Origin of the sequence: Micromonospora sp. NPDC005553, assembly GCF_042871765.1 — a bacterium.
Lineage (GTDB): Bacteria > Actinomycetota > Actinomycetes > Mycobacteriales > Micromonosporaceae > Micromonospora.
Map to the genome: position 1 here is coordinate 114,159 of NZ_JBIAJD010000004.1, position 26,709 is coordinate 140,867.

The 26,709-nt window shown below is 69.7% G+C and carries 31 protein-coding genes; 16 read left to right on the forward strand and 15 right to left on the reverse strand.

Features of this window, described 5'->3' with window-relative positions; genetic code table 11:
• Nucleotides 1–17: 17 nt before the first annotated feature.
• The 4 genes from ACFYPG_RS17700 to ACFYPG_RS17715 all read right to left on the reverse strand — a co-directional run bounded on the left by ACFYPG_RS17700 (nucleotide 18) and on the right by ACFYPG_RS17715 (nucleotide 2,566).
• Nucleotides 18–332, reverse strand: a complete 315-nt coding sequence (locus ACFYPG_RS17700; protein WP_355006993.1) for a hypothetical protein — start codon at nucleotides 330–332, stop codon at nucleotides 18–20.
• On the reverse strand, nucleotides 332–724 hold the full coding sequence (locus ACFYPG_RS17705) for a YbaB/EbfC family nucleoid-associated protein (protein WP_387352838.1): 393 nt from the start codon (nucleotides 722–724) through the stop codon (nucleotides 332–334). Before ACFYPG_RS17705 ends, ACFYPG_RS17700 begins: the two co-directional genes overlap by 1 nt.
• A 626-nt stretch (nucleotides 725–1,350) precedes the next feature.
• Nucleotides 1,351–2,181, reverse strand: a complete 831-nt coding sequence (locus tag ACFYPG_RS17710; RefSeq protein ID WP_387352840.1) for a PhzF family phenazine biosynthesis protein — start codon at nucleotides 2,179–2,181, stop codon at nucleotides 1,351–1,353.
• A gap of 97 nt (nucleotides 2,182–2,278) precedes the next feature.
• On the reverse strand, nucleotides 2,279–2,566 hold the full coding sequence (locus tag ACFYPG_RS17715; protein WP_387352841.1) for a winged helix-turn-helix transcriptional regulator: 288 nt from the start codon (nucleotides 2,564–2,566) through the stop codon (nucleotides 2,279–2,281).
• A gap of 146 nt (nucleotides 2,567–2,712) precedes the next feature.
• On the opposite strand from ACFYPG_RS17715, the gene ACFYPG_RS17720 reads away from it, so the two are divergent.
• The 7 genes from ACFYPG_RS17720 to ACFYPG_RS17750 all read left to right on the forward strand — a co-directional run bounded on the left by ACFYPG_RS17720 (nucleotide 2,713) and on the right by ACFYPG_RS17750 (nucleotide 9,645).
• Complete coding sequence (locus tag ACFYPG_RS17720) at nucleotides 2,713–3,717, forward strand: nitronate monooxygenase (protein ID WP_355006989.1); 1,005 nt, start codon at nucleotides 2,713–2,715, stop codon at nucleotides 3,715–3,717.
• A complete protein-coding gene (locus ACFYPG_RS17725) occupies nucleotides 3,717–4,355 on the forward strand; it encodes an HAD-IA family hydrolase (RefSeq protein WP_355006988.1) in 639 nt (212 codons plus the stop codon). The genes ACFYPG_RS17720 and ACFYPG_RS17725 overlap by 1 nt, the downstream gene beginning before the upstream one ends.
• Before the next feature lie 527 nt (nucleotides 4,356–4,882).
• The gene (locus ACFYPG_RS17730; RefSeq protein ID WP_387352843.1) at nucleotides 4,883–7,060 is read left to right on the forward strand and encodes a tetratricopeptide repeat protein; all 2,178 of its coding nucleotides are present in this window, start codon (nucleotides 4,883–4,885) and stop codon (nucleotides 7,058–7,060) included.
• Nucleotides 7,057–7,470, forward strand: a complete 414-nt coding sequence (locus ACFYPG_RS17735; RefSeq protein WP_355006986.1) for a DUF4279 domain-containing protein — start codon at nucleotides 7,057–7,059, stop codon at nucleotides 7,468–7,470. Before ACFYPG_RS17730 ends, ACFYPG_RS17735 begins: the two co-directional genes overlap by 4 nt.
• A 188-nt stretch (nucleotides 7,471–7,658) precedes the next feature.
• Nucleotides 7,659–8,309: a uridine kinase gene (locus ACFYPG_RS17740; protein ID WP_387352845.1), complete on the forward strand. Its 651-nt coding sequence runs from the start codon at nucleotides 7,659–7,661 to the stop codon at nucleotides 8,307–8,309.
• 113 nt (nucleotides 8,310–8,422) lie between these two features.
• Entirely contained in the window at nucleotides 8,423–8,854 is a 432-nt protein-coding gene (locus tag ACFYPG_RS17745; protein WP_387352847.1) for a DUF6196 family protein, read from the forward strand.
• An 86-nt stretch (nucleotides 8,855–8,940) separates the two neighbouring features.
• Nucleotides 8,941–9,645 carry an HAD family hydrolase gene (locus tag ACFYPG_RS17750; protein ID WP_387352849.1) on the forward strand — a complete coding sequence of 235 codons (705 nt, stop codon included), beginning with the start codon at nucleotides 8,941–8,943 and terminating at the stop codon, nucleotides 9,643–9,645.
• A gap of 70 nt (nucleotides 9,646–9,715) precedes the next feature.
• Here the strand turns inward: ACFYPG_RS17750 and ACFYPG_RS17755 are convergent, their stop codons facing one another.
• Nucleotides 9,716–9,949: a holin gene (locus ACFYPG_RS17755; RefSeq protein WP_088990712.1), complete on the reverse strand. Its 234-nt coding sequence runs from the start codon at nucleotides 9,947–9,949 to the stop codon at nucleotides 9,716–9,718.
• A 303-nt stretch (nucleotides 9,950–10,252) separates the two neighbouring features.
• Here ACFYPG_RS17755 and ACFYPG_RS17760 point away from each other — a divergent pair, with 303 nt between their 5' ends.
• The 3 genes from ACFYPG_RS17760 (at nucleotide 10,253) to ACFYPG_RS17770 (ending at nucleotide 12,371) form a co-directional block, all read left to right on the forward strand.
• Entirely contained in the window at nucleotides 10,253–10,933 is a 681-nt protein-coding gene (locus ACFYPG_RS17760; RefSeq protein WP_387352851.1) for an NAD(P)-dependent oxidoreductase, read from the forward strand.
• A 6-nt stretch (nucleotides 10,934–10,939) separates the two neighbouring features.
• Nucleotides 10,940–11,791, forward strand: a complete 852-nt coding sequence (locus tag ACFYPG_RS17765; RefSeq protein WP_387352853.1) for a sigma-70 family RNA polymerase sigma factor — start codon at nucleotides 10,940–10,942, stop codon at nucleotides 11,789–11,791.
• Nucleotides 11,792–11,963: 172 nt separating this feature from the next.
• On the forward strand, nucleotides 11,964–12,371 hold the full coding sequence (locus ACFYPG_RS17770) for a nitroreductase family deazaflavin-dependent oxidoreductase (RefSeq protein WP_355006981.1): 408 nt from the start codon (nucleotides 11,964–11,966) through the stop codon (nucleotides 12,369–12,371).
• A gap of 87 nt (nucleotides 12,372–12,458) precedes the next feature.
• Here the strand turns inward: ACFYPG_RS17770 and ACFYPG_RS17775 are convergent, their stop codons facing one another.
• Nucleotides 12,459–13,286: an SAM-dependent methyltransferase gene (locus ACFYPG_RS17775; RefSeq protein ID WP_387352855.1), complete on the reverse strand. Its 828-nt coding sequence runs from the start codon at nucleotides 13,284–13,286 to the stop codon at nucleotides 12,459–12,461.
• A 313-nt stretch (nucleotides 13,287–13,599) separates the two neighbouring features.
• Between ACFYPG_RS17775 and ACFYPG_RS17780 the strand changes: the two genes are divergently transcribed.
• Together ACFYPG_RS17780 and ACFYPG_RS17785 are read left to right on the forward strand one after the other, a co-directional pair.
• On the forward strand, nucleotides 13,600–14,784 hold the full coding sequence (locus ACFYPG_RS17780) for a cellulose binding domain-containing protein (RefSeq protein WP_387352856.1): 1,185 nt from the start codon (nucleotides 13,600–13,602) through the stop codon (nucleotides 14,782–14,784).
• Between the two features lie 9 nt (nucleotides 14,785–14,793).
• Nucleotides 14,794–15,936: a glycosyl hydrolase 53 family protein gene (locus ACFYPG_RS17785; protein WP_357208042.1), complete on the forward strand. Its 1,143-nt coding sequence runs from the start codon at nucleotides 14,794–14,796 to the stop codon at nucleotides 15,934–15,936.
• A 278-nt stretch (nucleotides 15,937–16,214) separates the two neighbouring features.
• Here the strand turns inward: ACFYPG_RS17785 and ACFYPG_RS17790 are convergent, their stop codons facing one another.
• From ACFYPG_RS17790 to ACFYPG_RS17805, 4 genes are all read right to left on the reverse strand, one after another.
• Nucleotides 16,215–16,820 carry a hypothetical protein gene (locus ACFYPG_RS17790; protein WP_355006977.1) on the reverse strand — a complete coding sequence of 202 codons (606 nt, stop codon included), beginning with the start codon at nucleotides 16,818–16,820 and terminating at the stop codon, nucleotides 16,215–16,217.
• On the reverse strand, nucleotides 16,820–18,115 hold the full coding sequence (locus ACFYPG_RS17795) for a GAF domain-containing protein (RefSeq protein ID WP_387352858.1): 1,296 nt from the start codon (nucleotides 18,113–18,115) through the stop codon (nucleotides 16,820–16,822). Before ACFYPG_RS17795 ends, ACFYPG_RS17790 begins: the two co-directional genes overlap by 1 nt.
• A gap of 193 nt (nucleotides 18,116–18,308) precedes the next feature.
• A complete protein-coding gene (locus tag ACFYPG_RS17800; RefSeq protein WP_387352860.1) occupies nucleotides 18,309–18,665 on the reverse strand; it encodes a hypothetical protein in 357 nt (118 codons plus the stop codon).
• 151 nt (nucleotides 18,666–18,816) lie between these two features.
• Nucleotides 18,817–19,260, reverse strand: a complete 444-nt coding sequence (locus ACFYPG_RS17805) for a MerR family transcriptional regulator (protein WP_387352862.1) — start codon at nucleotides 19,258–19,260, stop codon at nucleotides 18,817–18,819.
• A gap of 37 nt (nucleotides 19,261–19,297) precedes the next feature.
• Here ACFYPG_RS17805 and ACFYPG_RS17810 point away from each other — a divergent pair, with 37 nt between their 5' ends.
• Complete coding sequence (locus tag ACFYPG_RS17810; protein WP_387352864.1) at nucleotides 19,298–20,203, forward strand: oxidoreductase; 906 nt, start codon at nucleotides 19,298–19,300, stop codon at nucleotides 20,201–20,203.
• Nucleotides 20,204–20,269: 66 nt separating this feature from the next.
• Here ACFYPG_RS17810 and ACFYPG_RS17815 read toward each other — a convergent pair whose 3' ends face one another.
• A complete protein-coding gene (locus ACFYPG_RS17815; protein WP_387352866.1) occupies nucleotides 20,270–21,133 on the reverse strand; it encodes a TIGR03620 family F420-dependent LLM class oxidoreductase in 864 nt (287 codons plus the stop codon).
• Nucleotides 21,134–21,286: 153 nt separating this feature from the next.
• Between ACFYPG_RS17815 and ACFYPG_RS17820 the strand changes: the two genes are divergently transcribed.
• Nucleotides 21,287–21,820, forward strand: coding sequence for a hypothetical protein (locus tag ACFYPG_RS17820; RefSeq protein WP_355006971.1), 534 nt, complete (start codon nucleotides 21,287–21,289; stop codon nucleotides 21,818–21,820).
• 1 nt (nucleotide 21,821) lies between these two features.
• On the opposite strand, the gene ACFYPG_RS17825 is transcribed toward ACFYPG_RS17820, so the two are convergent.
• Both ACFYPG_RS17825 and ACFYPG_RS17830 read right to left on the reverse strand, forming a co-directional pair.
• The gene (locus ACFYPG_RS17825) at nucleotides 21,822–22,469 is read right to left on the reverse strand and encodes a response regulator (protein ID WP_387352868.1); all 648 of its coding nucleotides are present in this window, start codon (nucleotides 22,467–22,469) and stop codon (nucleotides 21,822–21,824) included.
• Complete coding sequence (locus ACFYPG_RS17830; protein ID WP_355006969.1) at nucleotides 22,466–23,572, reverse strand: sensor histidine kinase; 1,107 nt, start codon at nucleotides 23,570–23,572, stop codon at nucleotides 22,466–22,468. The genes ACFYPG_RS17825 and ACFYPG_RS17830 overlap by 4 nt, the downstream gene beginning before the upstream one ends.
• Nucleotides 23,573–23,710: 138 nt before the next feature.
• Between ACFYPG_RS17830 and ACFYPG_RS17835 the strand changes: the two genes are divergently transcribed.
• Nucleotides 23,711–24,304, forward strand: a complete 594-nt coding sequence (locus ACFYPG_RS17835; protein ID WP_355006968.1) for a CDP-alcohol phosphatidyltransferase family protein — start codon at nucleotides 23,711–23,713, stop codon at nucleotides 24,302–24,304.
• Complete coding sequence (locus ACFYPG_RS17840) at nucleotides 24,301–24,771, forward strand: hypothetical protein (protein ID WP_355006967.1); 471 nt, start codon at nucleotides 24,301–24,303, stop codon at nucleotides 24,769–24,771. The genes ACFYPG_RS17835 and ACFYPG_RS17840 overlap by 4 nt, the downstream gene beginning before the upstream one ends.
• 13 nt (nucleotides 24,772–24,784) lie before the next feature.
• Here ACFYPG_RS17840 and ACFYPG_RS17845 read toward each other — a convergent pair whose 3' ends face one another.
• Both ACFYPG_RS17845 and ACFYPG_RS17850 read right to left on the reverse strand, forming a co-directional pair.
• The gene (locus ACFYPG_RS17845) at nucleotides 24,785–25,447 is read right to left on the reverse strand and encodes a response regulator (RefSeq protein WP_387353434.1); all 663 of its coding nucleotides are present in this window, start codon (nucleotides 25,445–25,447) and stop codon (nucleotides 24,785–24,787) included.
• Nucleotides 25,435–26,535, reverse strand: a complete 1,101-nt coding sequence (locus ACFYPG_RS17850) for a sensor histidine kinase (protein WP_387352869.1) — start codon at nucleotides 26,533–26,535, stop codon at nucleotides 25,435–25,437. The genes ACFYPG_RS17845 and ACFYPG_RS17850 overlap by 13 nt, the downstream gene beginning before the upstream one ends.
• Between the last annotated feature and the right edge of the window lie 174 nt (nucleotides 26,536–26,709).

Below are 26,709 nucleotides of genomic sequence, written 5' to 3' on the forward strand. Positions count from 1 at the left end.
GAGGGCGCCGGGCCGGCTCAGGTCGCGGAGTGGAAGGAGTTGAAGCCGTCGGTGGTCGACTCCTCGGCCCGCTGGTAGGCGTCGGCGTTCTTCTTGATTCCCGCGGCGAGCAGCTCGATGTTCTCGGCAAGCATCCCCACGCCCTTGTCCTGGTCCCGGTGGCGTCCCTCCAGGATGGGCGGCAAGAACTGGCAGAGCTGCCCGTAGGCATCATCGGCCTGGAAAATGGTGGCGCTCGCGGCCATGACGGCGGCGAAGCGGTCGTGAATGGCCGACATGGCCGTCGCGTGCGCGCGCAGCGCCTCGACGTCGACCTCGAACCCCCCGTGCATCAGTATCGCCCCTCTTCGTCCTCGGTGTCGGCGGTCCGGAATCCGGCCAGCAGGGCCCGGCCGGTCGCCGAGTCGGCGCCGACCGTCTCCCGCACGACCTCGGCGGCGGCCTCGGCGAGCTTGACCCGCGCGTTGCGATAGGCGCCCATGATCGCCTGCTGCGTCTGCTCGAGGCCCACGCGCTGCACCCGCGCGGAGAGCCGGACGTCGACCATCGCCCCCGTGGAGTCGACGGTGACCTCGACGATCCCGTGGGCGTCGCTGGCTGTGACCCGCAGCGCGCGCAAGCCGGCACTGGCGGCCTGCGTGTCGGCGGCCCGGCGCAAGGCATTGGCCTGCCATGCCTCCAGGCGCTCCCGCGCATCCTCGGCGTCCAACAGCGGATTGACCATCGCGCCTCCCTCTCCGTTGCCGAGCAGGGGTTTTGGAGGCGTCAGTGTAGCCGCGACCCGCCACACCAGGATTGCCGAGCGAATGCGGCGTGATCCGGTCAATGTGGATCGCGGCGACGTGGGTGCTGATGATCGCCTTGCGGGCAGCGGAGAGTCGAGGGTGATGAGAAGATCGATCTTCCGTCCTGATGCTGCGCCCTGGCGACCGAGAAACCCTTGGAGGCGTCGTGCCGAGCGTGCTGGACTTACTAGCGGGTCCGGTCTGCCTCGGTTTTGGCGTGCTGTTCACGCTACAAGCAGCACGGCGCCTGCGGTCGGAACGACGCTATGGCCCGCAGCCGCCTCCCAGAGAAGTCCTCAGCGGGCGAGAGTTGCTGTGGGAGGGTCTTGCCGTGGCCCTTCTCGGGACCGTCAACATGCTCGGAAGGCCCTGGACTCTTCTGGCGATTCCAGCCGTGGTCGTGCTTGTGGCCATCGGGCTGCGCATCTTCTTGCGCTTGACTCGGGACCGGTCACGCCGGGCAAGCTGAACGTTCCTTGTCTCAGGCTATTGGTGTTCAGTCCCGGAAGTTGAACAGCAGCTCGCCGACCGTGGTCGGCGGCCGGCGCGTAGATGGACGGTGGTGCTACGGCGGGCCGAGGTCAACGATTCCGCCGATTCTCGCGACGATGCCGTCTGCGGCGTGTGTCGCGCTGGCGAAGACCGACGATGGGCTTTGGTGCGTGTCGCCCTGGTGGATTTCGATCGCGCTGTTGCCTGATGTGTCGAGCAGGTGAGCGGCGAGGCAGCCGACACTGTTGGCGTTTGCGATGTCCTCGTCGACGCCGATCGCTGGGGCGAACATCCGGGCTGCGCCCGTCCTTGCGGTCGGGGGCAACGCGTAGGTGAAGCAGCCGAGATACCCCAGTAGCCGACACTCGGTTGCCAGCCGATCGAAGTCGGGCTGCATGGACAGCAGTGTGCGGCGATCCCGGACGGGGACGAGGAGTCGTGGCATGCCCGGCGACGCGACCCGTAGGTCGGCGGCGATGTCCGCTCGTTCCAGGCCGAGGGCCGCGATGATGCCACCGCCAGTCGCGTCGGCATGGTCCGACAAGGCGATGACGCCCTGGTCGAACCAGACCTCAATGCCGTCATGGCGCCGGGTGGCGGTCGTGGCGAAGGTGCGGCCTCCGCTGCGCTGGCGGCCGTGGTGCTCCGTGGCGCCGCTGCGGTCCAGCAGGACGGCCTGCGCGGCGATGGTGCCGTGCCCGCAGTTCGGGAGCTCTCCGGTGCTGGTGAAGAACCGCACCCTGGGTGCGTCCGCCGTGGTGGTGTCGATGAACGCGGTGTGGGAGGTGCCGGCCCTCAGGGCGATCGCGTGCCGTTCGGCGTCGATGAGCATGGCATCGTCGATCACGACTGTGGTGGGGCTACCGCCTTCCCCGTAGCGGGTACAGGCGTTCACCACCGCCACTGGTGGGATGCGAGCCATGACCAGACTCCAATGCTTCGGATTCAGAAGCACCGTAGCGATTTCGCTTCCGGAGCGCCAGGGCAGGCGTTTCGCAGGTTCAGGCCTTGTCGTCCACGCTCAACGTCGAGGCCCATACGTCGGACCAGCGCACGAGCGGGCGCAAGGCCTGGTAGGCACCGCGACCGAGATCCGTGAGGGCATAGGCCGTGTCCGCCTGCTGAGCGACGAGGTGGGCGTCGAGCAGTTCGGTCAGCCGCTGCCGCAGAACGCTGGATGACATGTTGTCGCAGCGCTGCTGGAGCGCGCGGAAGCCGACCGGCCCATGCTGCAACTCCCAGATGATGCGCAGGTTCCAGCGACGCCCGAACAGGTCGAGGGCGGCCATGAGGGGTCGTCCGGTACTCGATCCGCGTACCGGCTTGCCCGGCCTGGGTGCCGTCATCGCCTGCGCCGCTCCTCTTGATGCTTCGATATTCGATACAGTACCGTCCGACGTACTGGTTCGATTTCCGAAGCGATCGGGGCTGCTTCGTGAAGCGATTGCGCACTGCGTTGTGTGACCGGTTGGGCATCGATCTGCCAATCATTCAGGCGCCCGTTGGTTCCGCGGCGGTACCGGAACTGGCGGCGGCGGTGTCCGAGGCCGGTGGTCTTGGCATGCTGGCGTTGACGTGGCAGACCCCCGATCAGGCACGGCGGAGCATCCTGCGTACCCGGGAGCTCACCACCCGGCCGTTCGGGGCAAACCTGGTTCTCGACTTCCCGGTGGACGATCTGCTCACCGTGTGCCTGCAGGAGAAGCTGCGGATCATTTCCACCTTCTGGGGCGACCCGTCGCCGGTGCACGGCCGGATTCACCGGGCCGGCGCGCTGCACCTGCACACGATCGGTGACATCGCCGAGGCCGTGCAGGCTGTCACGGCCGGGGTGGACGTCGTCGTGGCCCAAGGCTGGGAGGCAGGTGGTCACGTCCGCGGCGGCACGACCACGATGTCCCTGGTGCCGGCGATCGTCGACGCGGTCGGGCCGGTGCCGGTGGTGGCTGCGGGAGGCATCGCGGACGGGCGTGGCGTCGCGGCGGTGCTCGCTCTCGGCGCCCAGGGCGCCATGCTGGGCACCCGCTTCCTGGCCGCTGCCGAAGCCGCCACCCACGAGGTGTACCGGCAGCACCTGATCGCGGCCACCGGAGCGGACACCGTACACACCGTCTGCTTCGACGGCGGATGGCCGAACGCCACGCATCGCGCGCTACGCAACACGACCCTTCAGCGTTGGCAGGCGGCCGGCTCGCCGCCCGCCCCACTGCGACCCGGCGAGGGTGATGTCGTCGCCATCGACGCGTCCGGCGAGAGCCGACCTCGATACGAGGACCTGATTCCGATGCCCGGGATGACCGGTGACCTGGCAGCCATGGCCCTGTACGCGGGTCAGTCCGTGAGCCTCGTCCACGACGTCCTGCCCGCTGCCCGACTGCTCCACGACATCGCCGGTCAGGCCGCCGCCACCGTCGACCTGCTGCAGAGCCAGGCGACGTGATGTCCATTCCATCTGCTGTGTTGTTCGATGTCGACGGCGTGCTGGTCGACTCCTATCCGGCATACCGGCGGATCTGGAGTCGATGGGCGACGCTGCGCCACCTCGACCCGGACCTGGTCTGGTCCCATACCCACGGCCGCCGGCCCGTCGACACCATCGCGGTGGTGGCCCCGCACCTCGACGTTGACGCCGAGTACCGGCTCGTTCGAGAAATCATGGCCGCCGAAGGCGACGCCTTCCCCGTCTACCCCGACGCCGCCGCCGTGTTGAGGCTGCTCGATGGTTACCCGTGGGGTGTGGTCACGTCGGGTCGAACGCCGACCGTGAAGCAGCGGCTGCGTGCTGGCGGCCTGCCGGATCCTCCCGTCCTGGTTGACAGCAGCCAGGTCCGGCGCGGCAAGCCGAGCCCCGAGGGCTATCTGCGCGCGGCGTACCTTCTCGGCACCCCCGCAGCGAACTGCCTTGTGATCGAGGACGCTCCCGCCGGAATCGAAGCAGCCCGGCTCGCTGGCATGACGGTCGTCGCCGTCCGCACCACACACCCTGCCGGCGAACTGACCGGCGCCCACCACCGTGTCGACACCCTCGGGGACACGATCCCCCTCCTCGCGGACTGGCTGAACGGGCCTCGACCATGAACGAGGTGACCGAACAGATCGATCTGGTGGTCCTCGGGGCAGGCCCGGGGCGGCTACGTCAGTTCGGCTGTCGCTGGTTCTGGAAGTCGTTGGCCCAGCGACAGAAGGGTCCTCGCGCTGTGCCGAGCCGCAGGCAGCCTGCCCGCTACCATCCACGCGTGACACGAGCCCGTCGATGGATGCGGTGGATCTTTCTCGTCAGTGGTGCGGTCTTTCTGGCGACGGGTGGCTACTGGCTCTTCACCACAACCCGGGCGCAGGCCAACGGGCAGGCGGGTTGGACCGGTGGGTTCATCGCGGTAGCTGGGTTGGCGTTCGGGATGGCCCAGGTTGTTCTCGGCGCCTTGGCGCTGCGCCGACAGCAGCCGGCCCGAGGCGTAGCGCCGACCGTGGCACCCCCGGGAACACCAGGGATGATCTCGCTTGCCGTGCCGGAGCCAGCCGCGTTCACGCGGGGCCGTGACGAACTGGTCGGCGAGCTCACCGGGCTCAATCGCGGGTGGTACCAGCCGGCGGCGCGGGTACGGGTGCTGCACGGCATGGGCGGTGCGGGCAAGAGCACCGTGGCTCAGCTGGTGGCCAGGCGATTCGCCGATCGTAAGGGAAAAGTCTGGTGGGTCTCGGCGGCGAACGCCACCGCCCTGCAGACCGGCATGCGGCAGCTCGTCGCCGATCTCGGCGCCTCCGATCACGACATTCAGCGAGCCTGGTCCGGGCTCACCGGCGCTCCGGATCTGCTCTGGAGGCTCCTGTCCGCCGTTCCCGGACGCTGGCTGCTGGTCATCGACAACGCCGACGACACCCGGTTGCTGGGACTGGACGGTGAGCCGGTCACGTCCGCTCGGGGGTGGGTCCGGCCGGTGCCGAACCGTCGGGGCTTTGTACTGATTACAACTCGCGACGGCGACCCCGAGGTGTGGAACTCCACCTGGTGCCGAATGCACCCGATCCCGATGCTGTCCTCCTCCGACGGTGCGGCCGTACTGCTCGAACATGCCGGGAACCGCGCGGGTGGCGTACGGGAGGCCGTCGCACTGTCCCAGCGTCTCGGCGGCCTGCCGCTGGCTCTCGGTCTGGCCGGCCGCGCCCTGGCCGACGCACAGCAATTGCGGCTACCCGGCATCGCGACCACCTTCGCGGCCTATCAGGCCGCGATCGATCAGCTCGGCGGGCTCACCATCGGCGAGGCCGTAAGCCGTACCTGGGAAATGTCGCTCGACCTGCTCGACAGTCGTGGCCTGCCTGACGCCCGGTCGCTGTTGTGGCTCCTCGCAACCTTCGCCGACGCGCCGATTCCGACCGGGCTGCTGGGATCACCGTTGAATCCCCGCGATACGCAGGAGTTGCTGCGCGCCCTGACCACACTTGGCCTGATCACAGTCGAGGATGGCGAGCAGGACACGGCGAGCCTGCGCATCCATCCGCTCATCCGCGCCGCCGCTGATCCGGTGGCTCAGTTGAGCCTGGCGGTCACACTGCTGGCCGGATTCGCCGACGGCGACCCGGACGACTCCGGGCACTGGCCACAGTGGCAGGCCGCTGCCCCGCATGCCTTCCACCTGCTGAACCAGGCAGCCCGCACCACCGACACCGACCTGATCATCCGTGCCGCTCGCATTGCCGAAGACGCCGCCCGTCACCTCAATGCCACCGGGCTGTACGCCGTAGCCCTCGACCACCTGAGCGCCCTGCGGTCCATCCGGGAACGGGAGCAGGGCGCACACCATCCCGACACCCTCACCATCCGGTACCGCCTGGCATACACAACCGGATTCGCCGGCGATCCGGTGGCCGCCCGCGATCAGTTCGCCGCGCTGTTGTCCGCTCAGGAACGGGCGCTGGGCGCCGACCACCCGGACACCCTTGACACCCGCAACCAGCTGGCCCGCTGGACCGGAGAGACCGGCGACATCGTGGCGGCCCGTGATCAGTACGCGGCACTGCTGCCCGTCCAGAGGCGCATCCTCGGCCCAGAACATCCGGCCACCCTCGCGTCGTGGCAGGGCCTCGCTCAATGGACTGGCTGGGCCGGCGACGCAGCCGCTGCCCGCGATCAGTTCGCCGCGCTGCTACCGGTCCGGGAACGGGTACTGGGCGACGAACACCCGGACACGCTGGCCACCCGGCATCGGCTGGCCCAGTGGACCGGCTGGTCGGGCGACGCCAAGGCGGCCCGCGACCTGCTCATCGGCGTGGCCGACAGTTTCCGCCGGACACTCGGTGGGGAGCACCCGGATTGCCTGCACGCCCAACATCACCTGGCGCGCTGGATCGGATACGCGGGCGATGCCGCCGCTGCTCGCGATCGATTTGCCGCGCTGCTGCCCACCCGCGAGCACGTCCTGGGCCCGGAACATCCCAACACCCTGGCCACCCGCCATTGCCTTGCCCTCTGGATCGGACACGCGGGCGACGCCGCCGCGGCACGAGATCTGTTCGCCGCACTCGTCCCCGTCCGCGCACGCGTCCAAGGTCCGGAACACCCGGACACGCTGGGCAGCCAGCACGAACTTGCCTCTTGGACGGGGAAAGCGGGCGACCCCGAAGGCTCCCGGGCCCAATTCGCCGCGCTGCTGCCGGTTTGCGAACGGGTGCTGGGCACCGACCATCCCGACACCACCGACACCCGCCGCAAACTGATCGAGCTTCTGGACGGAACCACCAGGCCAATCCCCAACGGCGATCGCGGACAGTGGGATCCATGAGGACCATGGCGACCTATCGCCTTCTTGGTGCCGGGGACCGTACCGCCGCGCATGTGACGCAGCTTCTGGGCATCCAACCGAGCGTCTCGTTCGAGGCGGGCACACCGGTCGGCGCCAAAAGTGCGGCGACGCACAAGGAGTGCGGCTGGCTGCTCAGTAGTGCGGAAAGTCCTGAGAGCGACGTCGAACTTGCCGAACCGTTGGAGGGCCTGCTCGACATTCTGGGGCCTGTGGCGGACCGGCTATGGCAGCTCGTCGAAGCGGGCTACCAGGCGAACTGGTTCTGCTACGTGGGCTCCCACGCCACGGAACATGCCGTGGAACTTGACCGCGACCTTCTCCATCGGTTGCTCAAGTTGCCGGGTGGCCTGTGGCTGGACGTCTACGGGGACGACGAGGGAGACCGCTGAACATGCTCTGCCTGCTGCGAGGATAGCGGCGGGCGCATCGCGGTACAGGCCGCCGACGGTTGCTGTCCTCATTCCAATGCCGCCGTATCGGCCGGTGTCGCCGCCCGCACCCCTTGACCCGTACAGGAGCGTCGGGATGGCCGGGGGCGAGTCGCATCACCGGCAGGCGTTGGGGGTACGTGCTGTCGATGCGCCTACATCCTGGTGAGGTCGAAGCCGGTGGCTGGCAGGTCGTGACCGTGTTCGACGCCGTTCAGCAGTTACGCGACGCATCACCACACGTCCGCGGGCGTCCGCGGGTGATCGCCATCGACGGCCGGGGTGGCGCAGGCAAGACGACCCTGGCTGGGAGGCTGCGTCAGGTGGAACCCAGCTCGGCCATCGTGCACACCGACGACGTGGCCTGGAACCACGCCTATTTCGACTGGGGCGGCATACTCACCGAGAACGTCCTGCGACCCCTGCACCGGGGGGAACCGGTGGACTTCCGTCCCGACGCCTGGATCAGTCACGATCGTGCCGGATCGATCATCGTCCCCGCCGACCTCGACTTCGTGTGGGTCGAGGGCACCGGCATCATCCGGGAGGAAATCGCCCCGTGGCTGGACGCCTCGATATACCTACAAGGCGATCTTGACGAACAGGAGCGCCTGTTGGTCGATCGCGACGGCGACTCTTCCGAACAGCGAGAACACGTGGCGAGTTGGCTGCGGGAGGAACTGCCCTTCATGCTGCGAGAACAGCCGTGGCTCCGAGCCACCCTGATCGTCGCGGGCCCTCCGCCGGTGGATCACGACCCGGACACCGAACTGGTCGTAGCCCGACCGCCGAGCCTCTAGAACCTGAGCGCCGCAGCAGTACCGTGTCGCAGATCAGATGAGCCGATGGGCTGGCCGGCGGCGGTGTGTGGAGGGCGACTGCGTTGGCTGGCGTCATCGGGCAAGATCGGCGCATGGTTAGTGTCAGCCAGGAGTCCAGTGACGAGACCGCGCAGCGGTTGCGGCGGGTCATCGCGGCCGCCGAGCTGGTCATGTTCGATGGTGAGTGGTCGTTCTTCGAGGCGCCGCTCACCCAGCCGCCGGCCTTGACGGCTGACCTGCTGGCCGTGGTGCGAGACGAGGACCGGTGGTCCTGGCTGGCACCGGGTGCCGGGACCGATGGCGAGCGCTTCGCAGTGTTCTCGGTTCACTTCCCGCCCGACGTGGACAACAGCGGGTTCGTCGGATGGCTGGCCACCGAGTTCAAACGCCGGCTGGGCACCGGCGTGTTCGTCATCTGTGGTCACAACAGCGAGCGCGGCGGCATCTACGACTACTGGGGCTGCCCGGCGCAGGTTCGCGCCGAGGCCGTACAGGTCCTTGCTGAGCTGCGCGCTGGTCGGTAGCCCTCCGCACCAGGTAGTCGATGTCTCGTACATCGGGAGGTTGCTGGTCCGACACCAGCACCAACCACCCTCAGTAGGATGCTGAAATGTCTCGGCCGGTGATCTTCGACCTCTTCCATACCCTGGTTCACGGTGCCGATGACGAGCGTGACCGGGTCGTGGGCGAGATGGCGCTCGTGGTCGGGGTGGCTCCGGCCGCGCTGGTCGCCGCCTATCACGCCAGCTGGCGTGACCGGCTGGTTCGGTGGGAGGTGGAGGAAACCGTCCGCATCCTTGCCGGACGCCTTGGCGGCACGCCAACCGACGAACAGGTAGCACGGGCCGGTGAACATCGCCGTGCCCTCGCGCGCCGGGTGTTGGGCGCTGTCTCGACCGCCACCCTGGACGTGCTCGACGTGCTGCGCGACGGCGGGCATCCACTGGCCCTCATCAGCAACGCCACCTCCGAGACCGCCGAGGCATGGCCGCAGAGCCCGCTCGCCCGCCGCTTCGACGTCGCGGTCTTCTCGTGCGAAGTCGGGCTTGCCAAGCCCGACCCGGCGATCTACCGCATCGCCGCTGAGCGCCTGGGCGTCGCGCCGGCTGAGTGCGTCTTCGTCGGTGACGGCGCGGACGGCGAACTGGCCGGCGCGGCAGCGGTCGGCATGACCGTGCTTCGTACGACTGAGCACAACGACACCGACCCAAGCTGGGGCGGACGTGCGTTCGCCAGCCTTGGCGACCTGTCGACCCTGCTGCACGAGCCGACCGTGCTGTCTTCCGCTTCGACGACTGACGGTCGGCCCGGGTGACCACCTCAGAGAGTGAGACGCCCCCGCCGACCGAAGCCAGCGGGGGCGCACCGTTGGCAGCCGATTGGGGCTACTGCTCGGCGCCGACGAGGCTGGGCGAGTCGCCCTCTCCCGACACCTTCGCACTCACCAATGAGGTGAGCACCGACAGCACCGCCGCACCGGACGCGATCCCACCGGCCGCTGCCCAGTCCGCCTGCCACGCGTTGAACACGACGTCAGCGCCCCAGTAGAGCAGCAAACCCTGCGCGGCGCTCTTCACCGCCCGCTCGGCGGTGGCCTTCCAGAACTTTGTGGTGAACATTGTGGTACCTCCAGGGGGTTGTTCATCGGACGGTCCATACACCAAGAATGCCTGGTCAGAGGCCTTAAGTGCTTGCCGTGCTGTCCGGGGCGGCGAGGGCGACGCTGACGGCGCGAGTAGCCGGACACAGCTGACGCCGATCAGGGCTGTCGGCGGCCGTGAGGCAACGCCACCTGGTCGTCGGCTCCGTGGCTGATCGACCGAGTGGTTGGGTGTCCCCGCCGACCTGGCCTGTGGTTTGTCACAAACCAACCGCGACGATCGACGATCCTTTCGAAGCCACCTCGGAAGGGAGCAAACCGGATGCTTATCGTTGTTCTCGGTGCGAACGGAGGCACAGGCCGTCGCCTGGTACGGCAGGCGCTCGACGCCGGCCATGATGTACGGGCGGTGACCCGGCAGCCGCAGTCGTTCCCGGTCAGAGGCCCTGGCCTGGAGGTGGTGGCCTCCGATGCCACCCTGGAGGTCCCGCTGAGTGGTGCCGCCGTGGTGCTGTCGACGCTCGGAACGCCGTTCACTCGGCGACCGGTGAGGCTCTACAGCCAAAGCACCGCGGCTGTCCTGGAGGCGATGCGCCGCGAGGGTGTGCGGCGGCTCGTCGTTGTCAGTTCCAGCGCCACCGAGCCGCATCACCATGCCGATGGCGGGTTCCTGCTCAACCGCGTCATCCAGCCGCTGGTCACGGCCACGATCGGCAAGTCCACCTACGACGACATGCGGCGCATGGAGAAGTTGGTGCGGGACAGCAACCTCGACTGGACGATCGTGCGACCGTCAGGGCTGTTCGACAGCGACAGCGTCACCCGCTACCGGCTGACCGAGAGTCGCTCTGACGGTATCTTCACCAGCCGCGCCGACCTGGCGGCCTGTCTCCTGGCCCAGGCCACCGACACCGCCTGGGTCAAGCGCACCGTGGCCGTCACCACCGACAAGGACACTCCGACGCTGTTGGCGATGCTGCGGCGGGAAGCGTTCGGGAAATAGGGACACATGGACGACCAGCAGTGGTTCGCCGAGCAGTTGGCGCAGCACCGCCCGCATCTGCGGGCCGTCGCCTATCGACTGCTGGGCTCGCAGGCTGAGGTCGACGACGCGCTGCAGGAGGCGTGGCTGCGAACGACGCGCGCCGATCCGACCGCGATCACCAACCCCGCGGCGTGGCTGACCACGCTCGTCGGGCGGGTGTGCATCGACATGCTGCGGGCCCGGCATGCGCGCCGCGAGCAGTTGAGCGCGACCTGGGAGCCGCTGGTCAGTGAGTACGGGGATCCGGAGCAAGCCAGCCTGCACACCGACGCGGTCGGCATCGCGCTGCTCGTGGTGCTCGACAGCCTCGAGCCCGCCGAACGGCTCGCGGTTGTTCTGCACGACATGTTCGGCATGCCGTTCGAGGAGGTGGCCGCCGTTGTGGGACGTACACCGGCCGCCACCAGGCAGCTTGCCAGCCGAGCCCGGCGGCGACTACGCGACAGCGCTCCGCAACCCCGGGCTGGCCTGCCTGCCCAGCGACGCGTCGTCGACGCGTTTCTGGCCGCCGCCCGCGCCGGCGACTTCGACGCCCTGCTCAGCCTGCTGGACCCCGACGTGGTGTTCCGCGCCGAGCACGGACGCCGTGCACGGCTCGCACCGGCCGTGCTCACCGGTGCCCGTGCCGTGGCCACCCGCGCGGCCGACGCCGGGCCACGGTTCGCGCGTCTCTGCGCCCCCGCGTTGATAGGTGGAGTCGCCGGGGTCGTCGCCCGTGACCGGCGCGGCCGGCCCGTCGCCGTCGTCGGCTTCACCATCCACGACGAACGCATCGTCGCCATCGACATGATCCTCGACCCGGACAAGCTCCGTTGATCGCCGACGGGCCCTGGACGGCCGTCCATCCATCCATTCGTCGGGCGGCGCCGCGGCCGGGCCGTACGCATCGTCGCCGCCGGCCTTGTTGGCACACCGTCGCAATGTCGTGCACCGATTGCGGCTGCCACAATGTGTCGACGGAGCCGGTGCGCGGACGCGGGGAGAATTCATGAGCGACTGGAACGACAAGATCATCGCGGAGTTTCGCGCCAACGGCGGGCAGGTCGGCGGTCAGTTCGCCGGCGCTCCGCTGCTGCTGTTGCACACGGTCGGTGCCAAGAGCGGCCAGCCTCGCCTGAGCCCGATGATGTACCAGACGGTGGACGGCGGCTATGCCGTGTTCGCCTCCAAGGGCGGCGCGCCCAGCAATCCGGACTGGTACTACAACCTGCTGGCCAACCCGAAGGTCCAAGCGGAGATCGGCACGGACAAGATCGAGTTGGTCGCCAGAGTTGCCGCCGGAGACGAACGGGAACGGATCTGGAGCGCGCAGAAGGTCGCGTATCCGGGCTTCGCCGACTATGAGCGGAAGACGACCCGCCAGATCCCAGTCGTCGTCCTGGAACCCGCGCCGTAGGCAGGGTCGGTACAACCACGTTCAGATCTGACACGTGAGCACGTCGGCGGGGGCGCCCCCGCCGACGTGCTCACCAGAAGACGGCGCCTACGGTTTGTGGGCGAGGAGCCCGACGAACGTGTGATAGGTGTCGGTCTGCACCGTAGTCGGTGCGTCCGACTCTGGGCGCCACTCGGCCAGCGGCACCAGACCCGGCTCCAGCACCGTCAGCCCATCGGCGAACGAGAGGATCTCCTCGTCGGTGCGCCAGCGGCCGGTGCCGAGCGATTCGTTGAAGACCCGCTCGACCTCGCGGGCCTTGCGGGAGCCCTCCGGGTCTCGCTCACCCGGGTCGCGGAAGTGCGAGATCGCCACGTAGCTGCCGGAGGGCAGGGCGTCGATCAACGCGGCCGCCACCGCCTTCGGGTCCTCGTCGTCGCCGAGGTGATGCAGGATGGCGAAGAGCAGCAGGCCGATCGGCCGGTCGAAGTCGAGGAACCGGCGTACGTCAGGGTGGTTGAGGATCTCCTGCGGCTCCCGGATGTCCGCCTGGATCACCGTCGCGGTGCCCTCCGCGGCGAGCAGGGCCCGCCCGTGCGTCAGGACTATCGGGTCGTTGTCCACATAGACGACCTGAGCCTTCGGGTTCTGCTCGGTGGCGACCTCGTGCACGTTGCCCTGGGTGGGCAGCCCCGATCCGATGTCGAGGAACTGATCGATGCCCGCCTCGGTGACCAGGAACCGAATCACTCGACGCAGGAAGGCCCGGTTCGCCTGGCCGGCTGCCGGTCCGTCCGGTGTGATCCGCAGGGCGTGCTCGGCGACCTTCCGGTCGACCTCGAAGTTGTCCTTGCCGCCCAGGAAGAAGTCATAGACCCGGGCAACGCTGGGAATGTTGGGGTCGATGCCGGGGGGTGCCGCCTTGTCGCGGGTCACAGGCGTCTCCATTCGATCGGGATTGGCGCGGGCTCGGCTCTGCGGGCGGTGCCGGCGTTGCGGCGAGTGTAGCGATCGGAAGCATTGGATTTTGCCCCACTGGTATCGCTCCCAGCGAATCGCTCGACCGCAATCAATGGCGTCGGTAGGGACATAGTGGATCGTCGCCGACGTACGGCCACACCGCGCCGGAGCGACACGCTCCAGGCGACGGGGGAGAGGAGTGGCGATGGCCCGCAATGCGCCGGTTTGATCAGCGGCCGAGGCGTGAGACACGTTGGCGATCATCGATCTGTTGCTGCATCGTCGACGTATGACAGGTGCTCCCTCGTCCTCGCTGATCGGCCGTCCGCGGCCGGGTCTGCTGGCCGCCGTCGTGCTGTCGACGGTGGTGCTCGCCAGCGCTCTGAGCGCCGCGCCGGCAGCCGACGCCGGCACCATGACGCCCGCCGCGTACCCGGCGATCGCCCCGGCGCCCGGTGGGGCCGCGGTGTCGGTCGCAGCGCCGGCCGGGACCGCCCCGCCACCGCCGACTGCGCCGTCCAGTACGCCGAGCACCTCGCCCGTTCCGCCGAGTGCCCCCACGAACCTGACCGCCAGCGAGGTCCGCAGCGCGTCGGTCACGCTCACCTGGACGGCCGCCACGTCAGGCTGCTGCGCCATCGCCGGGTACGACATCACGTACTACCAGGAGTTCGGCGACATCGTCTTCAGCGCCAGCGTCGGGGCCGTCACCAGCACCACGATCACCAGCTACCTTGGGGCGGGCCAGCAGTACACGTTCCGATTGATCGCCCGGGACAGCCTCGGGCAACGCTCGAACTGGTCGAATGCGCTGACAGTGGTCACCCCGGTGACGGACACCGGCCCGGACACCACCCCGCCGAGCGCGCCGCAGAACCTGACAGTCGGCGAGGTGACCGCCTCGACCGGCACGTTGTCCTGGTCGCCGTCGACGGACAACGTCGGCGTGCTCGGCTACAACGTCTACCGGTTCGACGGCTGGTTCACGTCGCAACTGGTCGCCACCGTGCCGGGTACCACGTACACGGCGCCGCTACCTGCGTCGGTGCCGCTGCGCAACCTGTACTACGTGCGGGCCCGGGACGCGGTAGGCAACGTGTCGATCGCGTCCAACACTGTCACCCTGCCCACGACGACGACCACTCCGCCGCCCTCGACCTGCCGGGTGACCTACCGGAACCAGTCCGAGTGGCAGGGCGGTTTCGTGGCCACTGCGACAGTCCACAACGCCGGGACGGCCCCGATCGACGGCTGGATCGTCACTTTCAGCTTCCCGGGGGACCAGCAGGTCACCTCGGGGTGGAACGCCACGATCGGCCAGACCGGGGCCGTCGTGACCGCTCGCAACGTCGACTGGAACCGCGTCCTCGCGCCAAACGGCTCTGCGACCTTCGGCGTGCAGGGGCGGTGGGGCGTCAGTGACGCGCCGCCGACCGGCTTCGCGCTGAACGGCGCTCCCTGCACGGTGGGCTGAAGGAGTCTCGTGAACACACATTCGGCCACACCCCACCACCGCCGTGCCAGGGCGCTGCTCGCGGCCGTCGCAGTCGGCGTCCTCGGCGTCGCCAGCACGCTCGGCGGCGCGCCCGCGCCCGCCTCCGCCGCGAACACGCTTACCATGCGGGGTGCCGACGTCTCCTCGTTGCAGCGCAGCCTGGATCTGGGCGCCAGGTACTACGACGCCGGTGGCGTCGCCCGCGACCCACTGGACATCTTGAAGTCCGTCGGCGTCAACTACGTCCGGCTGCGCGTCTGGAACAACCCGGTCAGCGGCTACAACAACAAGAGCGCGGTGCTGGGTCAGGCGAGGGCGGCCAGGGCGAAGGGCCTCAAGGTGCTCATCGACTTCCACTACTCCGACACCTGGGCCGACCCGGGAAAGCAGTACAAGCCGGCCGCCTGGGTCGGCCACAGCCTCAGCCAACTGCGTACCGACGTCTACGCCTTCACCTACGACGTCTGTTCCAGCCTGCGGGGGCAGGGCACCCTGCCGGACAGTGTGCAGATCGGCAACGAGATCAACGTCGGGATGCTGTGGAACGAGGGCAAGGTCGTCAACAACGACTTCGCCCCGCTGGCCGGCCTGCTGAAGCAGGGCTACAACGCGACGAAGGCGTGCGGCAGCGGCATCCCGGTGATGATCCATACCGCCAACGCCGACAGCAACGCCAACGCCCGATGGTTCTACGACGGCATCCGAGCGCAGGGTGTGCAGTGGGACATCACCGCGCAGTCGTACTACTGCATGTGGCACGGCAGCCTGGCGAACCTCTACAACAACATCGTCGACCTGCGTGGGCGCTACGGCAAGCCGGTGGTGATCGTGGAGACCGCGTACCCCTTCACCCGGAACAACGCGGACAGCGAGCCGAACGCCATCGGCGACGCGACCTGTGACGGCATCAGCGCGACCTGGTCCGGGCAGGCCCAGGAGTTCGACTGGGTGCAGAACACCGCCCGCAACGCGGGGGCCATCGGCGTCTTCTACTGGGAGCCGACCTGGTACGCCGTCCGCGGCAACGGCTGGGACCCGGCCAACATCAACGGCACCGGAAATCAGTGGGACAACATGGCGGTCTTCGACTGGTCGGGGCGGGTGAACCCGGGCGTACGGTGGACGCCCTGACCCCGTCGGACGTGCGGCCACGGCTCCTGGCCACCGCCACGATCGCGAAGCGCTCCTCGACAGCCACCTGCCGATGCTCGACCTGGTCGACAGCCTGGCCAGTCGTACAACGAGCATCCCGACTACCGCAAGGAGTGGCGGCCCTAGCTGTTCGGCGGGCCACCCCTGGTGAGGCAGGTCGAGACGCGCGAGCTGCGTCTCCTGCTGGGTGACAAGGGGTACGCGCGAAAGCCGGTCGGAACGGAGGGTCTGCCTCGGGTTGGTTCGTCGCTCTCCGGCTATCTCGATCGAGCTGACGCGATCCACGGATGCCCGGGAACAACAGCGCTGTCCAGTGTCCGTGGGTCGATGCTCCACTGACCAGCGAGTGTGAGCACTGTTTCCTCATCCGGCCACGGCGAAGTCTCGTCATCGTCGTCGTCCCACGGTTCGTCCTCGTCAGGGGCTAACCCGACTCCGAGCGCCTGCTCCTCCAGCGTGCGTTCGCCGACGTCGAACAGTGCCTCGCCGCGCTCGCCGAGGTAGGCGAATGCTCGCTCCACCACGCCACCCCGGGCGCGCCCCCACCCGTGATATTCAACGACGCGATGAGTGCCGAAGTACTGCACCTCACCGAGCAGCCGGCTCAGCGCCGCCAGCCAAACGGCGAATCGGTCGTCTTCGGGGGCACAAACGTCTCTCGAAACGGCGAGCGTCCACCGGTCAAGCGGCGGCGTGAGCAGCCACTGGCCGTGGTCGTCATACGCAGCGGTGACCGCACCACGCCAGGTGGCGGGAGTGGGACGGCTGAGGTTCAGCGCGGCAGCGACGGTATCGGCGTCCCGGTCACGGACGGCGAGCCACTCAAGCTTGTAGCCGAACCCGATCGCGGCGTCGGGAACCATCAGCGGTTGAGGTAGGCGGTCAGGCCGCCGAGTTCCTCGCTGGCGATGAACACCGACCGCACGTTGAGGATGGCCTCCTCGACGTGGGCGGGGCAGCCCCACGCCGCGTCACCCCACGAATCGGCGACCTTGACCTCGGCTGGCGCCGTGCACCCGGCGGCGCCGCCGAGCTGGCAGTGCTCGGGGTGCGGCGCGGCAGCCTGCGCGGCCGCGGCGGCGCGCATCTGGGTGGCGAGTTCAGCCGCTACGGCGGCGCGCTGCTCAGCCTCGGCGCGCAGTTCCCGCTCCACGCGCAGCACCTTGGCCAGCTCGTCACTGGCGGACTTGGCGCGTGCCTCGGCGGCGAGTTTCGCCTGCTCGATGTGGTGGCGTTCGATGGCCAGGGCTGCCGTGCCGGCGAAGAGCCGGGTGAGGGCGATGTCGGTGTCCTGCGGGACGCGCGGGGTGCGGTGATACATCGCGAAGGTGCCCAGCAGGCCGCCGTCGCGGGCCAGGATCGGCGTGGACCAGCAGGCCGCCAACCCGGCCTGGTCGGCCAGCCCCCGGAAGTCGTCCCAGAACGGGTCGGTGGCGATGTCGGTGACGATCACCGGTTCCCGCCGGTGGGCGGCGGTGCCGCACGAACCGACACCTTCGCCGGTCGCGATGCCGTCGATGGCCTGGTTGTAGAAGTCCGGCAGGCTCGGCGCGGCGCCGTGGCGCAGGTGCCGGGCGTCGGGATCGGCGAGCAGCACGGAGACGAGCACCTCCTGCGGTGCGAGGTGCTCGATGCAGCGGGCCATCCCGTCGAGCACCTCGGTCAGGGGCGCCTGGCGGGCGATCTGCTCCAACAGGGCGCGGTGTTCGGCCATCAGCCGTTGGGCATGCTTGACCTGCGTGGTTTCCACGCCCAGCACACGGATGCCGGTCACGGTGCCGTCGGCGCCCCGGCGCGGCTCGTAGGTGAAGTCGAAGAACGCCTCCCGCGCCTGCGGGCCGCTGCCCAGCACCACCCGGACGTCACGGCCGGTGTACGGCTCGCCCGTGCGGAGGACCTGGTCCAGGAGCGCGATGAATCCCTGACCGGCCAGTTCAGGCATCAGTTCGGCGAGCGCGACCCCGATCCGGGCCCGCTCTTCGCCGATGGTGGCGAGGAACGCCGGGTTGGCCGTCTCCAGCAGGTGCTCTGGCCCGGCCAGCGAGGCGAAGACGGCGATGGACTGCCCGAACAGCGTCCGCAGGTCCTCCTCCGCTGCTTGCTCGGCAGCGGCCGGACGCGCAGCGGCAGTAGACCGTTGGCCTGGTACCGCGGTCATGGTGGGGGGTTCGCCTCTCGTCTGCGAATACGGGGACGTGTCACCGGTCGGTGCGGGTGGCCACCACTGCCCGGAAGGGGTTGGCTGAGGCCACCGCTGGTGCAGCGTACCCATGTGCCCGACATTCAGGTGTTACCCACCGACCAGACACCGCAACCTGAAGCCCGACCGACGGCCTGATCTGGTCCGGCGTTCACCGGTGCCGGCTGCGCTCGGCGAGTTGCTTCAGGTTCAGTAACTGCCGCCGCGCCATGATCAGGTCGCCGACGGACAGCCCGGGTGCGGCCCAGCGGGGCGTCTGCATGACGACTTTGAGGAGCAGACGCGTGGTGTTCCGCTCCCAGGGCACCAGGACGTAGGACATGAAGGCGCCCATGATGGTGCTCGTGAGCTGCCTGCCGGGGTCGACCGAGACGATCCTCCCCAGCTTCCGTCCACCCGCAGTGGTGAACGCCTCTCCGACGTGAGGCTCGGGTAGGCCCTGCAACTCGCAGGGTGAGCGGCGGCCCAGGTTGTCGAGCCAGTCATACGAGTACGGGGCAAGCCTCACTTGGGCCACCCACGGCCACACCGCTGCGGGGGGCGCCGATACCGACACTCCCCGCCATGCCTGGAGAGCGGGTGAGACGACGAAGTCGTCGCAGGGATAGGACCGTGTCGTCTCGTTCCGGGTCACGCCCCACCGGTCACCGATCACGCATTCATCCTCCCGTCGCGGGATGGGGCTGCTCTTGCCACGGATCACCTGAGGCGCCGGCGGTGAGGTGCCGTTCGTAGCCGGCCACCTTGGCGTCGATGAGGTCGAGGCAGTCCTGCAGTTGGGTGAGCTGCTCGGTGACGTGGCGTTGGTGTTCGCGGAGCAGCTCGAGCCGTTCGGTCTCGTTGCCGCTGCCCTCGCGGACGAGTTGGGCCAGGCGGCCGATCGTCGTGAGCGGCATCCCGGAGGCCCGGAACTTCACACAGTTCGTCAGCCACTCGACGTCCCAGGCGCTGTAGACGCGCCTGCCGGACCCGTCACGGCGCACGTCGCTGGCCAACAGGCCCGCACGCTCGTAGAGCCGCAGAGTGTGCACAGTCAACCCGGTGCGCTGGGCCACCTGCCCGATGCTGAGGCCGCCGTCCGCCATGGCCTCGACCGTAGCCATTGACCTAGACCTCGGTCTAGCACCTAGCGTCCGCGGCATGACCTCCACCATGTTCGGTGCCCACAGCACTACTGCTGACGTCCTTACCGGAATCCACCTCACCGGCAGGACCGCCCTCGTCACGGGTGGTTACTCCGGCCTCGGTCTCGCCACGACCCGCGCGCTCACCCAGGCCGGGGCTCGGGTCGTCGTCCCCGCTCGCCGGCCCGACGCGGCGCGGCGGGCACTCGCCGATGTGGCCGGGGTCGAGGTCGACCAGCTCGATCTGGCCGACCTCGCTTCCGTCCACGCGTTCGCCGAACGGTTCCTGCGTGATCACCCCGCTCTGGACATCCTGATCGCGGATGCCGGAGTCATGGCCTGTCCCGAGACGCGGGTGGGGCCCGGCTGGGAGGCGCAATTCGCGATCAACCACCTCGGCCACTACGCGCTGGTGAACCTGCTGTGGCCCGCACTCACCACCGCCAGGGCGGCTCGTGTCGTCTCGGTGGCCTCCGGGCGCGACCCGGCGTGGCGGATCCGGTGGGACGACGTGCAGTTCGCCCGCGGCTACGACAAGTGGGAGGCGTACACCCAGTCCAAGCTCGCGAACATCCTGTTCGCCCGCCACCTCGACATGCTCGGCGCGACGCACGGCGTCCGCGCCTTCTCCGTGAACCCCGGCTGGATCCTCACCCCTCTGCAACGACACCTCGCGGTCGAGGAAATGGTCGCCGCCGGCTGGATGGACGCGGAGGGTACTCCCGCGCCCGGCCTGTTCAAGACGGTCGAGCAGGGCGCGGCGACCCAGGTGTGGGCCGCCACGTCACCCCATCTCGACGCGAAGGGCGGCGACTACTGCGTGGACTGTCGCACCACCGATGGCAGCCCTACCGACAGCGGCGAAGCGGCCCGGCTCTGGGCGCTGTCGGCCGACCTGACCGGCCTCGACCTCGTCGGGTAAGCCTGAGTGGTGTCGCGGCGCCTCCACCACAGGCATGCCCCGATCGTGCCGCCGGGGTTGCGGAGGTCAGATCAGGGCCGCGCCGAGGGCGCGGAACGCGTCGGCGGGGAACGCCTTGTCGTCGCCTCCGTTGAGCACCTGGATCGCCACCTCGTCCGCGCCGGCCTGGTAGTGCTTCTCCAACCCGGCCACCACCTCTTCGACGGTGCCCCACGGGATCAGGGCGTCGACGAGGCGGTCACTGCCGCCGTCGGCGAAGTCCTCGTCGGTCCAGCCGAACCGCCGCAGGTTGTTGGTGTAGTTCGGCAGCGCGAGGTATCCGCTCGTGTACTGGCGGGCGGTGGCACGCGCGGTGGTGGCGTCCGCGTCGAGGACCACGGCGACCTCGGGAGCGAGCAGCCGGTCGGGCCCGATCGCCGCCCGGGCCTCGGCGGTGTGCTCGACAGGGACGAAGTACGGGTGCGCCCCGGTCGAGCGGTCGCGGGAGAGTTCGAGCATCCGCGGGCCCAGTGCCGCCAGGATGCGCCGCTCGGGCGTAAGCCCGGCCGCGTCGAGGCCGTCGAGGTAATCGACCATTCGTGAGTACGGCTTGCGATAGTCGGTGCCGCCACTTTCCACCACCACCGCGTGGCTGGCGCCGAGACCGAGCAGGAACCGGCCGGGGTGCGCCTGCTCCGCGTCCTTGGCGAACGCCGCCGCCTCGGCTGGCGACGAGTGCCAGATGCTGAGGATCCCGGTCGCGACCCCGATGCGCGTGGTCCCGTCCAGGATCTCCCGGAAGCGGGGGGCGACGTTCTCGCCGAACCCACCGGAGAACCAGATTCGGGAGTAGCCGAGGCTCTCCAACTCCGTCGCGGCGTCGATGGCCGCGCCCTGACTCTCGCTAGCAAGGAAGAACGGTTGCCATACGCTCACGAGTCGTTGTGCCATACCGGAACCCTACGACCCTCAGCCGGTGACCGCTTCGGGTAACGCCGCCAAGGCTGATCCCGACGGCTGGCCGCGGTGTGGCCGGGCAGGGTTTGTGGGGCCATGAGCCGAGCCCGTTCACGGTAGGTTCGCGACATGGGTTCGATCTGGTCGGTGACCGTGCGGATCGGTTCGCTGTGGATCCTGACGGTGCTCCTCCTTGTGCTGTTCGCGCACGGCCTGCGTGTCGAGTACCTGCCGATCGAGGCGCTCACCGGCATCGTGTGGGCGGCGCTGCTCGGCACGGGCGCATTCCTGTCGAGCAGGCTGGCGAGGTCAGGGCGCGTCAGGAGCGCCACCGTGCTGCTGTGCGTCGCGGCCCTGGTCGCCTGCGACGTGGCGGTCGTCGTCGACAGTGCGTTGATCTACGACGGGGCCGGTTACTGGACGCTCGACGCTGGTGCCGGCCTGCCGTATTCCTACGCGCCGTTGTGGTACCCGGCGTCGCTGCTGCCGGGGATCGACATCGTCGGCATCGATCAGGCGACCATCACCGCTGGTGATGTCGAGTGGCAGGCGGAGCACGTCGCTCCGGTGGCCGTGGTGTTGACCATCGCGTCGGCCCTCTTCATCGCATTCGTGGCGCGGACGCTCTTCGGAGGTTGGCAGGCCAGCCCGGGAAGCCGGCTGGCACCCGCCGGCTCCTGAGTCACGGTGTGAGGCCGGCCTGGATCGCCAGGATGGCGGCTCCTACCCGATCGCGGCTGCCGGTCTTGGCCAGCACGTTTGTCACGTGGGTCTTCACGGTGCTCATGGACAGGTAGAGTCGTTCGGCGATCTCGTTGTTGTTGAGCCCGGCGCCGATCAGGGCGAGCACGTCGGTCTCCCGAGCGGTCAGCTGGTAGGCCGCCAACTCCACCCGGGTGGCCGGCCCGGTGGCGCGGACCCGGTCGAGTACGGCGCCGGTGACCTCGGCGGAGAGGACCGCCTCGCCGGCCGCGACGGTGCGCACCGCGGCGATGAGGTCGCGCGCGCTGGACCGCTTGAGCAGGAATCCGCGTGCGCCGGCGGCGATGGCGTCCAGGACGTAGGCGTCGTCGTCGAAGGTGGTGACGACGATGACGGCCGGCGAGTGTGGGATTCTGGCCAGCTCGCGGGTGGCTTGCAGGCCGTCGAGTACCGGCATGCGGATGTCGACGAGGGCGACGTCGATGCGGGAGTCGCGCCGCACCGCGTCGAGGAGCTGCCGGCCGTCGGCCGCCTCGGCCGCGACCTGGATGTCGGCTTGAGATCGCAGGATCAGGCTGAAGCCGTCCCGGACCAGTTCCTGGTCGTCGGCGACCGCGACGCGGATCACGGGTTCACCACCGGCAGATTGGCCTGCACCACTGTGCCTCCGCCGGGGCGCTGGCTCAGCTCCCAGCTCCCGCCGCGCGCGGAGACGCGTTCGGAGATGCCGAGCAGACCCGAGCCTTTCGTGGCTGCGCGGGGTGGGCCGATGCCGTCGTCGCTGACCCGCAGGCGAACATGGTCGCCGACCCGGATCAGCTCGACCCAGGCCGCCGTGGCTCTCGCGTGCCGGGAGATGTTGGTGAGGGCCTCCTGGGCGATGCGGTAAGCCGTCAACACACCGATCTCGTCGAGGCCCGGGTCGGGGTCCAGCTCGACCCGCACCGTCACGCCCTGTTGGCGCAGCGGCTGGGCGAGGAGCTCGTCGATGTCGGACAGGCGCGGCGGCGCGCTCACCGCTATCGATGCGGTGGGATCGCGCAGGTGCACGACGAGCGTGTCGAGCTCGCTCAGTGCGGTGCGGCCACTACCCGCGATCGCCCGCAACGCCGCCCCCGGATCGTCACTGAGCTGGCCCGCCTCGGCCTGCACCACCATCGCGGTGACGTGGTGGCCGACCACGTCATGCAGCTCGCGGGCCAGGTTGGCACGCTGCTCGCGCCAGGCCGCCTCCTCGCGTAGCTCGCCTGTCTCCTGAGTCAGGACGAAGCCACGTGACCACGATCGGAACAGGACGGCCAGGAGGTAGCCGGCCGTCACGAAGAAGAGCGGCTGCTCGTACACCCCTCGCTCGTTGAGCAGCGCGATGGTGAGGGCGCCGGCCGCGCCGATCAGGCCAACCACCCACCCCAGCCACGGGTGTCGGGCCGGGTCCTCGCAGACCGAGACGAACACCAGGCCGGCTGCCGCGAGGCCCAGCTGCACCGACTCTCCGGTGCTCACGATCGCCACGAAACCCGCGCAGACCGCGAAGACCAGGGTGCGGTAGCGGGGGCGCAGCGCGGTGGCCCCGAGGCCGACCGGCAGCACCAGCCACGCCCAGCCCGCCGGCACGGACACGCCGTCCTCGACGGTGGTGACCACGGCCGCGATGATCAAAGCCGCCGCAGCGTACGCGAGCCGGCGCACCCGCCCGGGGTCGCGCAGCCGTTCGCGGATTCCAGTCAGCACCAGCACAGTCTCCGTGACGGGCCGGAAGACCGGCCAGTACCCGGGTACCGGATCGGCCGGCACTCCGGTACCGCCCTCGGAACCAGAACGGCACTGCGGAACGTTCCGCGAGAACGCTCGCCGGACGACTCTGCGGAGGTGACTCTCGTCGACTCCCGCGCTGCCATGACCGTCGGCCCACTTCGCACGGTTCCCAACTACATCACCGCCGTTCGCACGGTCGCCGCTGTCACCGTCGGGATCGTGGCCCTCGTCTCCGGGTCGGTGGCATTGATGGCGGTATCGTACGGTATCTACTGGCTCGGTGACGTCCTCGACGGCTGGGCTGCCCGCCGACTCGGCCAGGAGACCCGGGCGGGGGCCGTCTTCGACATCGTGAGCGACCGGGCGTGCACCGCCGTACTCTGCGTCGGCCTGGTGTCCCTCGTGCCGGACATCGCGGTCGTGGCAGTGGTCTTCCTGCTCTCGTTCCTGGTGCTGGACACCATGCTGTCGCTGGCGTTCCTGTGCTGGCCGGTGCGCAGTCCCAACTACTTCCACCTGGTCGACCGGCGGGTGTGGGCGTTGAACTGGTCGCCGCTGGCCAAGGTCGCCAATACCGCCGGCGTCATCGGCGCCATCGCGTTCGGGCAGTACCTGCTCGCGCTGGGCGTGGCCGTCGCCGTCGTGGCGGTCAAGCTGTGGTCGGTCGCCGCGGTGGTCCGGCTGCTCGAACGGGACGGCCGGGCATGAGCAGCCTCGTCGAGGCCGTGGTGGCGCTCGGCTACGGTGTCGCGTCGGCGCTCGTCCCGATCGTCAACGCCGAGGCCTACGCCGTGGTCGCCGGGCAGCGGGGCGGCCACGCTCTCGTCGCCGTGCTCGCCCTGGCACTCGGGCAGACCGCCGGCAAGCTGCTGCTGTTCGAGTCGGCGCGTCGTGGGTCGGGGCGGCTGGCCCTGAAGATCGCGAAGCGGGCGAAGTCAGGTCGCGCGGCGACTCGGGCCGCGCGGTGGACCGAGCCGATCCGACGCTGGCTCTCCCGCCGCCGCACGGCCCTGCCGACCGTGCTGGCCTCCGCCGCGGTCGGAGTTCCACCGCTGGCCGTCGTCAGCCTCGCCGCCGGCACCGCGGGCCTTCGACGCTGGGAGTTCGCCGTCGCCTGCCTCTCCGGGCGGGTGATCCGTTTCGCATTGCTCGTGCTGCCAGCGGTGCTGGCCTGACCCCGGCTCCCCGTCAGAGGAGCCGACCGTCGTGGGCGAGCAGGGCGATCTGGGTGCGGTTGTCGAGGTCCAGCTTGGTCAGGATGTGCGAGACGTGCGCCTTCACGGTCGTCACACTCATCAGCAGCTCGCTGGCGATCTCGGCGTTGGAGCGCCCCTGCGCGATGGCCAGCACGACGTCGCGTTCCCGGGGCGTGAGCAGGGCCAACCGCTCGTGCGCCTGCTCGTAGGACTCGGCCCCCGACGCGACCCGCTGCATGAGGCGGCGCGTCACGCCCGGCGACAGCATCGGGTTGCCGGCCGCCACCGAGCGGACCGCCTGGCTGATCTGCTCGGGCGGGGTGTCCTTGAGCAGGAAGCCGCTCGCTCCGGCTCGGAGCGCCCGCATCACGTGCTCGTCGGTGTCGAACGTGGTGAGCACGATGATCTCGGGTGGCCGGTGGCGGCGGCGCAGGCGCTCGGTGGCGGTGATGCCGTTGACGCCGGGCATCCTGATGTCCATCAGCACCACGTCGGGCAGGTGCCGATCCACCGCCGTGATCGCCGTCGCGCCGTCGGCGGCCTCGCCCACCACGACGATTTCGTCGGCGCCGTCGAGCATCAGCGTGAGCATTCCCCGTACGAGAGGATCGTCGTCGACGATGACGACCCGGATCGGAGCCGTCACCTCGGCCACGGCAGCCACGCGGTGAGGTGGAACCGACCTCCGGCGTCGACGTGGTGGGCGACCCGACCGCCGGCGAGCGCAGCCCGCTCGGCGAGGCCGATCAGTCCGGTACCGGCGCTACCGGCGGCACCGTTGTCGGGCGTGGTCGGGTTGCTCACCGCGATGCTCAGCCCGGAGCCGGGCGCGCCGCCGAGCACCAGCCGGACCGGCTGACCGGCGGCGTGTTTGCGGGCGTTCGTCAGTGCCTCCTGCGCGATGCGGTACGCGGTGCGGCCAACAGTCGGGGGGATCTCGACCGGCGGGCCGAACGGGTCGTCGACCTCGATCTGTTGCCCGGCGGCCCGCGCCTCGTCGACCAGGCGCGGCAGGTCGGCGAGGGTCTGCCCGGGTGGCGCGTCGGTCGGCGACTCGGTGTCGTCGCTGCGCAGCAGGGTGATGACCTCGCGCAGCTCGTCGAGGGCGTGGTGTGCGCTGGCCCTGATCACCCCGGCGGCGGCGCTGAGCCGCTCCGGCGGCGCGTCCGGCCGGTACTCCATCGCGCCGGCGGCCGCCGCCAGCAGGGACAGCCGGTGGGCCAGCACGTCGTGCATCTCCCGCGCGATCCGGTTGCGCTCCGCCGCCCGCGCCTCGTCGACCCGTCGTTCCTGCTCCCGCTCGGCCCGTCGGGCCCGGTCGCGCAGCGCTGCCAGCAGGGCGTTGCGGGCCTGCGCCCAGGTGCCCCAGCCGAGCAGGGCCGCGTAGGCGATCGTCATCAGCACCAGCCGCCACCCGTACGGCAGGCTGGGCACCGGCCGCCAGAGCGCCTGCACCGCCTCGCCCGCCTCGCCGACCGCCGCCACCGCCGCCGCTTGCCGAAACGGCCGGTTGCGCGCGATGAACAGCACCGCGAAGCTGGCCACCGGCGTGGCCACCGGAGACAGCGCGACGAGCAGGCCGGCCAGCACGCCACCGACCTGCGGGCGGCGGACGACCACCGGGACGAGGGCCAGGGAAGCCACCGCCAGCGCGACGTCGAGGCCGACCAGGCCGGCGGAGCTGGAGCGGGTGGCGGACCACAGCATGGTCGCGACGAGGACGCCGATCGCCACTGTCGTCACGACCACCGGGACGGAACGCCACGTCCGCGGCGGCCTGACCTCGCACGTCGCCGCATCCACATGGCGCACGCTACTGGGCTCGCGGCAGGCAGGACCACCTCCTTTGGTAGTACGCCGGGCCGCCAGTGGACGTACCCGCCGCGGCGTCTGGACCGACGCGTCCGGCCCGGCCCG